Origin of the sequence: Bradyrhizobium sp. BR2003, from assembly GCF_009720285.1 — a bacterium.
In the GTDB taxonomy this organism is placed as follows: Bacteria; Pseudomonadota; Alphaproteobacteria; order Rhizobiales; family Xanthobacteraceae; genus Bradyrhizobium; species Bradyrhizobium elkanii.
The window spans coordinates 43,002-54,829 of record NZ_SMYJ01000049.1; the positions used below are offsets into that span (position 1 = coordinate 43,002).

An 11,828-nucleotide genomic window follows, 5' to 3' on the forward strand; every position below is an offset into this window, starting at 1 on the left:
CGTTCCCTCGTCTCAGGCCGGTTTCGGCAGTAACCCCAAAAAGGCTATTTGATAGGTTACTGCGCTTATGGTCGATGGTGCGTAACTTGTCAAATGGATTTTATCAGGTTACTATTTCCGTAGCTGAGGAAGCCGTCAGAAAGCCGCCAGGAGGGCGTCACTGTGCAATCCCATCCGCCCGCGATGTTCATCGCAGACAGCCTGGGTCTCGATTTCATCAATTCGATCGCGACGCCGGTCGATACGCCGCTGGACTGGATCGCCGATGGCGACGGCCTGTTGCGCTGGCTTGCGCAGGCGCAGCTGGTGCCGCCCGATGTGCTCGGCGAGCTCAAAGCGCGCGCGACGCCTGGCGAGCTCGACAACGTCGCCGGCCAGGCCCGCGATTTGCGCGAATGGTTCCGCGGCTTCGTCCGCAAGCATATGGGCCGGCCGCTGACGCCGCGGGCGCTCAGGGAGCTCGAGCCGCTGAACCGGCTGCTGGAAAGCGATCAGGCGTTCAGCAAGCTCGTGGCGCATCGCCAAAAGGACGGCGATGACGGTTTCGCGCTGGAGCGGACGCGGCACTGGCGCTCGGCCGAAACATTGCTGTTGCCGATCGGGGAAGCGATGGCCCGGGTCGTCTGCGAGGAAAGCTTCTCCGACATCAAGGCGTGCGAGGGCCCGGCGTGCACGCTGATGTTTGCCGATCACACGCGGGCGCGTGCGCGCCGATGGTGCAGCATGGCGATCTGCGGCAACCGCGCCAAGCAGGCCGCGCACCGCAGCCGGATGAAGGACAGGGGCTGAGATCAGCAAAAGCCACGGCGCCAAAGGGTAACGGCACCTGACGGATTCTCGCGGCGGAGGAGAAGGCAAACTCCCCTCCAGGACCGATCGTTCGGAAGTGCATAAAACCGGAATGAAATCCATAGCGGTTTTCAACCATGCCCCTTGAGCCTTCCTCAACTTCCGCGGCCGATGCTGCATCCGCCGCAGGGATCGAAGGAGCTCACAACATGCCGGCCAAGGGACGAGCGACCGCGACCAACGCCACTACGCAAGGGCGCGAGGACATCCTTAACGCGCGCGCCATCAGCACGCTGGGCGCCGGCGTCGTCAGCGCGATGAGCGCGGTCGGTGCCGCCGTCATCAAGAAGAACAAGCCGGCACTCGGGAAGAATGCCGACTGGTTCTGGCACATGTTCGCGAAATGCGAGGCCAGGGCCGCGCGCATCGCCGAGCAGGCGGCGCGCGATCCGGAGGCCTGCGGCGATGCCACCTTCATCGAGGTCTATGCCGCGCAATTGCCGAAGCTGATGGCAGCGGCGCTCGAGAGCCACGAGAAGGCACTCAAGGCAAAGTGATGCCGCGTCAAGAGGAGTGCCGCAACGGCGCTCGTCCCGCTGTCGCTCCCTCTTGACCTCTCAAGCCGTCACGCGCCATCGCGCTGACCGGCCCTACGGCCCCGATCGGGCAGCCCGCCTGATCCGCGCCCCAGCTTTTCTGCGATGGGGCATGGCGATTTGGCGCTTCTTGGCGTAAAGCACCCCAAATCGTCATGCCGTTGTGCCGCTTGCCGGGTACGCAGCTCCAGGTCGTCCCGCTCGACGTTCTGCGCCCGGACCAATCAAGGTTTCCCATCTCGTGCCGTTCCCGACCACAAGTTCGCCGCTCGCCCGCGCCTTGGCCGAGCGCAACTACGATCAACCTACCCCTGTCCAGCTCGCCGTGCTCGCGGACGACGCCGTCGACCGTGATCTCCTCGTTTCGGCCCAGACCGGCTCGGGCAAGACCGTTGCCTACGGCTTGGCCATGGCAAGGGACCTGCTCGACGGCGCCGAGCGGTTCGAGCCGGCTGCCGCCCCGCTGGCCCTGATCGTCGCGCCGACCCGCGAGCTCGCCCTGCAGGTTCAGCGCGAGCTTGCGTGGCTCTACGAGCATGCCGATGCCCGCGTCGTCTCCTGCGTCGGCGGCATGGATCCGCGCCGCGAGCAGCGCGAGCTTGCCGAGGGCGCCCACATCGTGGTCGGGACGCCCGGCCGGTTGTGCGACCACTTGCGGCGCGGCCGTCTCGACATTTCGGGACTCAAGGTCGTGGTGCTCGACGAGGCCGATGAAATGCTCAATCTCGGTTTCCGCGAGGATATGGAATTCATCCTCGAGACCACGCCGGACACCCGTCGCACCTTGCTGTTCTCGGCGACGTTCCCGCGCGGCATCGTCGCGCTCGCCAAGCAGTATCAGGAGCAGGCGTTCCGGATCGAGGTCGCGGGTGACGAAGGCGGCCATGCCGATATCGAGTATCGCGCCATCCGGGTGGCCGCCGACGATGTCGAGCACGCCGTCGTCAACGTGCTGCGTTTCCATGAGGCGCCGAGCGCGCTGGTGTTTTGCAACACCCGTGAGGCCGTCAGGCATTTGCAGGCGGCGCTGCTCGAGCGCGGGTTCTCCGTCGCCGCGCTATCGGGCGAAATGACCCAGAACGAGCGGACCCAGGCGCTGCAGGCGTTGCGCGACGGACGGTCGCGGGTTTGCGTCGCGACCGACGTCGCGGCGCGCGGCATCGATCTGCCGAGCCTCGATCTCGTCATTCACGCGGATTTGCCGAAAGATCCCGAGGTCATGCAGCATCGCTCGGGCCGCACCGGCCGCGCCGGCCGCAAGGGCGTCAGCATCCTGCTGGTGCCGCCGGCACGGCGGCGGCGCGCCGAATTGCTGCTCGATCTCGCCGGCATCGATGTGGTGTGGGGCTCCGCGCCGCAGGCGGAGGAGATACGCAAGCTCGACCATGATCGCCTGCTGCAGGATGCGGTGTTCTCCGAGGCGGCGACATCCGACGATCTGGCACTGGCGCAGGCCTTGCTCGCCGAACGCTCGCCCGAGGCGATTGCTTCAGCGCTCGCCCGACTCTATCGCGCGCGGCTGCCTGCGCCCGAAGACATTCTCGATCCCGGCGAGGGACGGGGCCGGGACCGCGACGATCGCCGCGGCGAGCGCGCCTCGCGCCGCGATGATCGTGCCGCCGGGCCGCGATCGAAGACCGGCAAGTCCTCCGCGCGTCATGGCATGGAGGAGGCGACCGTCTGGTTCCGCGCCGCGATCGGACGCCGGAAGAATGCCGAAGCCCGCTGGCTGCTGCCGATGATCTGCCGCCGTGGTGGCATCGACAAGCGCGACATCGGCGCGATCAAGATCATGGACACGACCACCGAGTTCGAGATCGCCGCGCGGGTCGCGGATTCCTTCGCGGTCAAGATCAAGCGCCCGGACAAGGAAGACAGCATCCGCATCGAGCCGCTGGCGGGCGCACCGCAGGGCGAGGCGCGCGAGAAGCCGGCGCGCAAGCCGTGGCGCGACAATGACGACGGCGGATACAGCGCGCCGCGCGCCGACGAGGGGGCAGCAAGGCGGGGCGGCAAGCCGGACCGCGGGGCCAGAGCGTTTTCGAGCGAAGCCGCGAGCGGTTCACGTCACGAATACGCTTCAAAGAAGGAATCCAGGGACTCGTTCCGATCCGATCGGGACGGAAAAGGCTTCAAGCCGAAATCCGGCGACGAGCCACGGTTCGGGAAGAAAAGGAAGCATCCGGGCAAGTCGGGCCAGGGCGGCGTCACACCGTGGCCGGATGTGTCGGCGAAACCGAAGTTCGGCAAGAAGCCGAAGAAGAAGCGCCGCGACTGAGGCGGCGCCGGCGCAGCGTTCAGAATGCCGACGTATGAGTTTCGACCTCGCAACAAACTCAGCGTTCTCCCGGCGAAGGCCGGGACCCATTACCCCAAATGCCCATTGTTACACGCGCTGGGGCCACAATCCCGTTCACAATCACATGCGGTGGTTATGGGTCCGGCCTTCGCCGGGACGTCGATGTGGGGGGCTCCGCGTCTAACTGATTGCGTGTGAAGCCAGGTATCTTGCCGCCGCTTGGCCCTCACGCCACCAGCGCGATCTTCGGCACGGTTGCGAGCACCGACTGGTTGCGGCCGTTGGCCTTGGCAGCGTAGAGCGCCCTGTCGGCGGCCTCGATCAGGTCGGACCATTGCTGGCCCGCGGTCGGCCGCATGCTGGCGACGCCGATGCTGACTGTCGTGATCAGCTCGCCCGCGCACCATTGCTGGACCTTGTTGCGGATGGTCTCGGCCAGATTGAAGGCCTCGAGCGCGGTCATGTTGGGCAGCAGCACGGCGAATTCCTCGCCGCCGAAGCGCGCCGGGCAATCGCCGGCGCGGCGTACCGCATCCGAAATGCAGATCGCGATCCCGACCAGCACCTGGTCGCCGGCCTGATGCCCATAGGTGTCGTTGTAGGCCTTGAAATGATCGGCATCGATCATCAATAGCGCGACCGGCTGGCCGTAGCGGCCGGCACGGCGCCATTCGCGCTCGATCTCGCCGTCGAACTTGCGCCGGTTCTTCAGGCCGGTGAGGGCGTCGGTGGTCGCCATCTCCTCGAGCTTGTCCTCGGCGTCGGCGCGGCGGACGATCTCGCGGGCGAGCACCAGCGTTGCGCTGAGCACGAACAGGATCAGAAACGCCATGATCGCGCCGATGCGAATGGCCTCGGTGCGCCAGAGGTTGAAGACGGCTTCGAGCGGCTTGCCGACCACCACGTAAAGCGGACCGGTGCTGCTGCGCCTGACATAGAGCCGCGGCGTGTCGTCGACCGGGCCCTTGCCGGAGAAGGCGCCGCCCACCTTCAGGTTCTCGGCCTTCCAGTCCAGCTGCTCCGCGAGGTTCTTGCCGATCACGTCGAGATCGAACGGCGTCCGCATGATGATGGTGCGGTCGTTGCGCAGCACGGTGATAGTGTCGCCCGGCATGAGGCTCAGCCGCCCGAACAGATCGTGGAAATAGCTGAAGCGGATCGAGCCGACCACGACGCCGAGGAAGCGGCCGTCCTCGCCGACGATGCGCCGGCTCAGCACGATGGCGTAGGCGCCGCGATGCAGCATCGGCCGGCTGACGTAAAGGCCGGCGTCGGGATTGTCGCGCTGGATCGTGAAATACTCCTCGTCGCTGCGGTTCTCCGGCCGCGGATCGAGGCTCGCCGCGTCGATGGTCAAATTGCCCCTGGTGTCGAAGACCTGGATCGCGCCGAAATGTTTTGCGGTCGCGGCGTGATCGAACAGGATCAGCTGGCGCAGCTCCTTGCTGATATTGCGGATTTCCGGCATCTCGAGATTGCTGGCGACCGCGCGCAGCGACAGGTCGTAGAGCTCGATGTTGCGGCTGATGTCGGCCTCGATACCCGATGCCAGATTCTCCAGAGTGCGGCGGGCCAGTTCCTCCTCGCCGCGGCGCATGTCGAACATCACGCCGGCGCAGATCGCGGAGAAGCCGAGGACGGTCGCAACCGACGCCGCGATCAGCAGCTTTGCCGATAGCCGCCAGCGCCTCCTTGCGTCATTTCCCCGTCGAAATGGCATGTCCCGCTCCAATGCGCCGTCATGCAACGGGAAATCTTGTTGTCGCCTTAAATGGCGACAGCGGCCGCCGAATGGGTTAACGGGTGGTTGCCGGACTTTTGTCATCGAGGACGTTGTGAGCGACTACGACGCATTGCGGGATTATCTGAAGAAGCAGCATCTGCCCGAATTCGTGCTGACCTTCGAGGAGATCGAGGCGATCATCGACGCGGCGCTGCCGCGCGCCGCGCATCGGGCGTCGTGGTGGGAGACGTTGCGCAGCCCGCAGGAGAAGATGCCGCAACGCGAGGCCTGCCTCGAAGGCGGCTATATCGCCACCCGTCAGGCCGACGGCAAGAGCGTCAAGTTCAAGCGCATGCCCAACCGTCCTCCCGGCGAACGCCGGGACCCATAACCACAGGGCATTGTTGTTACGAAGGCAACTGGCCCCAGCCCGTCATGGATGGGCCGCGGCGTATGGGTCCGGCTCAAGGCCGGGACGACAAGAGTTAGCTCGCGGCTTCCAGCCGTTCCTCGGTGAGCAGCCGGGTCGCCGCATCCGCGTCCATCGGCTCGCCGAAGGCAAAGCCCTGCGCGTATTCGCAGCCGAGCTGGTAGAGCTCGACGGCGTCCGAATCCGTCTCGGCGCCTTCCGCGACCACTTCCATGCCGAGATCGTGCGCCAGCGCGATGATCGATTTCAGGATCACCGGGCGGGTGCCGCGGCTCGTGGTGCGGACGAAGGATTGGTCGATCTTGATCGTGTCGAACGGGAAGCGCTGCAGATAGGACAGCGAGGAGTGGCCGGTACCGAAATCGTCGAGCGACAGCCCGGTGCCGAGCTCGCGGATCCGTGCCAGCATCTGGGCGGCGTGCTCCGGGTTCTCCATGACCAGCGATTCCGTCAGCTCCAGCTTCAGCGTGCCGCGCGCCACCGAGGAGCGCGACAGCACGGTGCGGATGTCGTGGATCAGATCGTGGCGCAGCAGCTGCCGCGACGACACGTTGACCGACGCGAAGATCGGCTCGCGCGAGCGCATCGCGCGCTGCCACACAGCGAGCTGGCGCGCGGTCTGGTCCATCACGAACATGCCGAGATCGACGATCAGGCCGGTCTCCTCGGCGACGTTGATGAACTCCGACGGCGACATCCGGCCGAGCTTGGGATGGTCCCAGCGCGCCAGCGCCTCGAAGCCGGCGATCGCCCGATCCTCCAGCCGCACGATCGGCTGGTACAGGATCGTGATCTCCTGCCGCTCGATGGCGCGGCGCAGGTCGCTCTCCAGCGTCAGGCGGTCGGTCTTCCGCGCCCGCATCGCCGGCTTGTAGACATCGATGCGGTCGCCGCCGATCCGCTTGGAATGATACATCGCAAGCTCGGCGTCCTTGATGATCTCGTCGGTCAGCGGCGCCGCCGGGTCGGACAGCGCAAGCCCGATCGAGGCGGTCAGGAAGATCTCGCGGTCGTTGAACGCGATCGGGGCGCGGATGGTCTTGCGGATGGTCTCGGCGAAATTGGTGATCCGCGCCGGGTCCTGTTCCGACAGCAGGATCAGGCCGAACTGGTCGCCGGCCATGCGGGCCAGCGTGTCCTGCGGCTTGAGGATGCGGGTCAGCCGCCGTGCCAGCGTCAGCAAAATGGAATCGCCGACCGCAATGCCGACGGAATCGTTGACCTGCTTGAAGCGGTCGAGATCGATCACCATCAAGGTCGGCCGCAGGTTCGGCATGGTCTTGGCGAGATTCGCCACCGCGCCGAGGCGGTCCATGAACAGCCGGCGGTTCGGCAGGCCGGTCAGATTGTCGTGCACGGAGTCATGAAGCATCCGCTCTTCGGAGTTCTTGAACTCGGTGACGTCGGTCAGGGTGCCGACCACGCGCGAGACCTCGCCGTCGGAGCCGACCACCGGCCGCGCCTTCAGCGCGAACCACATGAAGTGGCCGTCGGGCGTGCGCAGCCGGAAATCCTGCACCAGGCGGCCGCGGCGCTGGTCGAGCACGCTGTCCAGCGCGGCGCGGAAGCGGTCCTGGTCGAGCGGGTGCAGCACCTCGAGCCATTTCGCCGCCGGGCCCTCCAGCGTGCCGCGCTTGAGGCCGAGCAGGGCCTCGGTCTCGGGGCTGGTGAACACCTTGTCGGCGGAGACGTCCCAGTCCCAGATCAGGTCGCCCGAGCCGGTCAGCGCCAGCGCACGGCGCTCGACGTCGGAGACGACGCCGGTGGTGGCGCCGCCGCCGGCAAAGGCGTGCTGCATCACCGTGAAACCGATCAGCATCACGATCAGCACCAGGCCGCCGAGCAGCGCCGGACCGACGATGTCGTTGGTGACGGAGCCTGCGACCGTCATGCCGGCCGCGACCACCCAGACCACCAGCAGGAACCAGGTCGGGATCAACAGCACCGCGCGGTCGAAGCCGTGGGTCGAGAGATAGACGATCAGCGCGAAGCCGGCGAAGGCGATCATCACCAGCGACATGCGCGCGATGCCGGAGGCGACCGCGGGATCGAACAGCGCCAGCGCGACCAGCGAGCCGAGGAAGACCAGCCAGCCGATCGTGATGTGCGAGTAGCGGACGTGCCAGCGACTGAGATTGAGATAGGCGAACAGGAACACCAGCAGTGTCGCCGCGAGGATCGCCTCGCCCGCCGCGCGCCAGACGCGCTCGGCGTTGTTCGACATGTCGAGCACCTTGCCCCAGAAGCCGAAGTCGACGCCGATATAGACCAGCACCGCCCATGCCAGCGCCGCGGCGGCCGGGAACATGATGCTGCCCTTGACCACAAACAAGATCGTGAGCACGAGCGCGAGCAGGCCCGAGATGCCGATCACGATGCCCTGGTACAGCGTGAACGAGTTGACCTTGTCCTTGTAGGCGTCGGGTTCCCACAGATAGAGCTGCGGCAGCTTGTCGGTGCGCAGTTCCGCGACATAGGTGACGACGGCGCCGGGATCGAGCGTGATGCGGAACACGTCGGCGGTCGGACTCTCCTGCCGCTCGGGACGATCGCCGACCGACGGCGTGATGGTGGCGATGCGCGACAGGCCGAGGTCGGGCCACAACAGGCCGGACGACACGATGCGGTAGTGCGGCGCGACGATCAGGCGGTCGAGCTGATCGTCGGTGTTGTTGGCGAGCGCGAACACGACCCAGTTCTGGCCGCCTTCGCGGGCGCGAACCTCGATGCGGCGCACGATGCCGTCGGTTCCGGGGGCGGTGGAGACCTGGATGCGGTCGGTTTCACTGCGCTGATGGTCGAGAACCGCCGTCAGATCGATCGCCGGCGCATCGCTGCGCACGCTGACCGCGTCGATCGCATACGCGGCAGGCGCGGCGGCAAACATCATGAGGCCCAGCGCGAGCAGCGCAAGGCACCTGATCAGACGCAATGTCAGTACTCCGCGATCGACAAACTGACCGGGCCCGGCGACCGGCCCGGCGGTGGCGCGATAAATGACACGAAAGCGAAGGGAATCAAAGGGTTTCCGCCCCTGCTTCGGTCGCGAGGGTTAAACCACCAACACAATTTTGCCAATATGTTCGCTGGTCTCCATGCGCCGATGCGCGTCGGCGGCCTTTTCCAGCGGGAATGTGCTGTCCATCAGCGGTTTGACGCGGCCTTCGCGCAGCAAGGGCAGCGCCTTTGCCTCGATCGCCGCGACCATCGCCGCCTTGTCCGCATTACTACGGGGGCGCAGGGTCGAGCCGGTGTGATGCAGCCGCTTGACCATCAGCTTGGCAAAATTGGCCGTCGCCTTCGGTGTTCCCGACAGGAACGCGATCTGGACGATGCGGCCCTCGACCGCGGCGGCGTCGTAGTTCCGGTCGATATAGTCGCCGCCCACCATGTCGAGGATGACATCGGCGCCGTTGCCGCCGGTGGCCTTCTTCACCGCTTCGACGAAATCCTCGGTCTTGTAGTTGACCGCGTGATCGGCGCCGAGCTTGAGGCAGGCATCGGCCTTGTCCTGCGAGCCGACGGTGACGATCACCTTGGCGCCGAACGCCTTGGCAAGCTGGATCGCCATCGTGCCGATGCCCGACGAGCCGCCATGAATCAGCAGCGTTTCGCCAGCCTTGAGCGCGCCGCGCTCGAACACGTTGTGCCACACGGTCATCAGCGTTTCCGGAATCGCGCCGGCTTCCTGCATCGACAGCGAGGGCGGCACGGTCATCGCCTGCGCGTCCTGCGCGATGCAATATTGCGCGTAGCCGCCGCCGGCGACCAGCGACATCACCTTGTCGCCGATCTTGTGCTTTGCGCCTTCGCCGAGCGCGACCACTTCGCCCGCGATCTCGAGGCCGGGCAGGTCGCTGGCGCCGGGCGGCGGCGGATAGGAGCCGGAGCGCTGCGCGACGTCAGGACGATTGACGCCGGCGGCCGCGACCTTGACCAAGATCTCGCCGGCCTTCGGCACCGGCACCGCGCGGGTCTCCGGCACCAGCACCTCAGGGCCACCCGGCTTGCTGATGGCGACGACGGTCATTTGCGCGGGCAGGTTTGGCATGGCTGGTCCCTGGTCAGTGGAGAGGATTGGCGGATGGCATACCGCCTTTTCCACCGAAGCGAAACGCCATTAAGCCCCGAACCGCGCCGTGAGCTGGCCGGCTCTCTCAGGCGTGATTTTCTCGACCAGCGGGCCGAGCCTTGCGACCGGCGTGCCCGTGCCGCGATCCAGCAGCGGGAGGAGTGGGCCATTGGGCCAGCGCGGCACGGCATCGCTCTGACCGAGCGTGCCGAGCACGCGCGCCGCGAGGTGGGGCGCGATGCTCCACGCCAGCGTCGCACTCAGCGCGACAAGATTGAGCCCGACGCGGGTGATGACCGCCGCGCGTTCAGGATCGGACTTGATGGCGGACCAGGGTGCCGCGTGTTGCAGGTAAGCATTCGCGGTGTCCCAGATCGCGCGGGTCGTTGCCGCCGCTGCGCGAAACTCCAGTGCGGTGTGGTGGCGGTGCAGCGTCACGATGCGCTGCTCCAGACCGTGCGCCAGCTGTCGCTCGGCATCATCGGGTACGCCGCCTTCGGGAAAGCGGCCGTCGAAGGCGTGATGGGCGAAACTGATGATGCGATTGGCGAGATTGCCGAAGATGTCGGCGAGATCCTTGTTCACGTCGGCAACGAACCTGGCGACGCCAAAATCGGTGTCGGCGCTTTCGGGCGCGTTGGCGATCAGCCACCAGCGCCAGAGATCGGCCGGCAATTCCGTGAGCGCTGCATCGGTGAAGACGCCGCGCTTTCGGCTGGTCGAGAACTTGCCGCCTTCGTAGTTCAGCCAATGGAATCCCTTGATCACATCGGCGGTCTTCCACGGTTCGCCGGAGCCGATCAGCGTCGCCGGAAAGCTCACGGTGTGGAACGGGATGTTGTCCTTGCCGAGAAACTGGATGTAGCAGACATCGTCGGCCTGCCACCACCATTGCCGCCAGTCGCGGCCCGGCGCGGCGTCGGCCCATTCCTGCGTCGCTGCGATGTAGCCGATCGGCGCATCGAACCAGACATAGAACACCTTGCCCTCGAAGCCTTCGCGCGGCACCGCGATGCCCCAAGCAAGATCGCGCGTGATGCAGCGGTCGCGCAGCTCCGCATTGAGCCAGCCCTTCGCGGTCGACACCACGAAGGGTGACCATCCTTTGCGGCTGTCGATCCATGCGCCGATCCTCTCGACCAGTCGCGACTGCCGCAGAAACAGATGACGGCTCTCGCGGATCTCGAGCGCACGGTCGCCTGACAGCGCCGAGCGGGGATCAATGAGGTCCGGCGGGTCGAGCAGCGTGCCGCAATGGTCGCATTGGTCGCCGCGCGCGCCAGCCTCGCCGCAATGCGGGCAGGTGCCGAGCACGTAGCGGTCGGGCAGGAAGCGCCGGTCGGCCGGCGAGAACACCTGTCGCGAGGTGCGAGCCTCGATCAGCCCGGCGTCGTCGAGCCGGCGATAGAAGTGCTGCGTCAGCGCATGGTTGTGCGGCGCGCTAGTGCGGCCGAAATGATCGAAGGACAGGCCGAAGCGCCGGTAGATGTCGGCCTGAACGGCGTGCTGCGCGTCGCAGAACGCGCGGACATCCTGTCCGGCCTCGATGGCGCCGAGCTCGGCCGGCGTGCCGTGCTCGTCGGTCGCGCAGATGAATAGCACGTCGCAGCCGGTCTGCCGCCGGAAGCGGGCGTGGACGTCGGCGGGCAGCAGCGAGCCGATGAGATTGCCGAGATGCTTGACGCCGTTGACGTAAGGCAGCGCACTGGTGATGAGAAATTTGGTCATGGGCTAAGGTCTTTCGCGTTCGGTGATGCCGACCCCAAGAGAAATTCCGACGCAATCAAATCGGACAATCAAAAAGCCCTCCCGCATGACCGGAAGGGCTTGGGGTCGGCTCATGCCTGGCGCGCAGGCGCACTATCCCGTCCGGTCAGACTCCTTGCGGTCGGGCCGGGGCATTCGCGTCAGATGTTGCA

Annotated in this window: 8 protein-coding genes; 4 read left to right on the forward strand and 4 right to left on the reverse strand. The window is 66.3% G+C overall.

Annotated features, from left to right (window positions below):
- The first annotated feature begins 183 nt into the window (after window positions 1-183).
- From E2I15_RS38010 to E2I15_RS38020, 3 genes are all read left to right on the forward strand, one after another.
- The gene (locus E2I15_RS38010) at window positions 184-789 is read left to right on the forward strand and encodes a CGNR zinc finger domain-containing protein (RefSeq protein ID WP_137483565.1); all 606 of its coding nucleotides are present in this window, start codon (window positions 184-186) and stop codon (window positions 787-789) included.
- Window positions 790-998: 209 nt separating this feature from the next.
- A complete protein-coding gene (locus E2I15_RS38015; protein ID WP_137483528.1) occupies window positions 999-1,346 on the forward strand; it encodes a hypothetical protein in 348 nt (115 codons plus the stop codon).
- A 280-nt stretch (window positions 1,347-1,626) separates the two neighbouring features.
- The gene (locus E2I15_RS38020; protein WP_137483527.1) at window positions 1,627-3,663 is read left to right on the forward strand and encodes a DEAD/DEAH box helicase; all 2,037 of its coding nucleotides are present in this window, start codon (window positions 1,627-1,629) and stop codon (window positions 3,661-3,663) included.
- Between the two features lie 247 nt (window positions 3,664-3,910).
- Here E2I15_RS38020 and E2I15_RS38025 read toward each other — a convergent pair whose 3' ends face one another.
- Window positions 3,911-5,404, reverse strand: a complete 1,494-nt coding sequence (locus E2I15_RS38025; RefSeq protein WP_137483526.1) for a sensor domain-containing diguanylate cyclase — start codon at window positions 5,402-5,404, stop codon at window positions 3,911-3,913.
- A gap of 115 nt (window positions 5,405-5,519) precedes the next feature.
- Between E2I15_RS38025 and E2I15_RS38030 the strand changes: the two genes are divergently transcribed.
- Window positions 5,520-5,798, forward strand: coding sequence for a DUF7662 domain-containing protein (locus E2I15_RS38030; RefSeq protein WP_137483525.1), 279 nt, complete (start codon window positions 5,520-5,522; stop codon window positions 5,796-5,798).
- A gap of 94 nt (window positions 5,799-5,892) precedes the next feature.
- Here the strand turns inward: E2I15_RS38030 and E2I15_RS38035 are convergent, their stop codons facing one another.
- The 3 genes from E2I15_RS38035 to metG all read right to left on the reverse strand — a co-directional run bounded on the left by E2I15_RS38035 (window position 5,893) and on the right by metG (window position 11,637).
- Entirely contained in the window at window positions 5,893-8,769 is a 2,877-nt protein-coding gene (locus E2I15_RS38035) for an EAL domain-containing protein (protein ID WP_018268976.1), read from the reverse strand.
- A gap of 120 nt (window positions 8,770-8,889) precedes the next feature.
- Window positions 8,890-9,888 (reverse strand): NAD(P)H-quinone oxidoreductase, encoded by a 999-nt coding sequence (locus tag E2I15_RS38040; RefSeq protein WP_137483524.1) that lies wholly within the window; start codon window positions 9,886-9,888, stop codon window positions 8,890-8,892.
- 69 nt (window positions 9,889-9,957) lie between these two features.
- Entirely contained in the window at window positions 9,958-11,637 is a 1,680-nt protein-coding gene (metG, locus tag E2I15_RS38045) for a methionine--tRNA ligase (RefSeq protein WP_137483523.1), read from the reverse strand.
- Window positions 11,638-11,828: the final 191 nt, after the last annotated feature.

Coding starts and splice junctions, on each gene's coding strand:
- E2I15_RS38015 (WP_137483528.1), top strand. CDS start 999: ATGCCGGCCAAGGGACGAGCGACCGCGACCAACGCCACTACGCAAGGG.
- E2I15_RS38010 (WP_137483565.1), top strand. CDS start 184: ATGTTCATCGCAGACAGCCTGGGTCTCGATTTCATCAATTCGATCGCG.
- metG (WP_137483523.1), bottom strand. CDS start 11,637: ATGACCAAATTTCTCATCACCAGTGCGCTGCCTTACGTCAACGGCGTC.
- E2I15_RS38025 (WP_137483526.1), bottom strand. CDS start 5,404: ATGCCATTTCGACGGGGAAATGACGCAAGGAGGCGCTGGCGGCTATCG.
- E2I15_RS38040 (WP_137483524.1), bottom strand. CDS start 9,888: ATGCCAAACCTGCCCGCGCAAATGACCGTCGTCGCCATCAGCAAGCCG.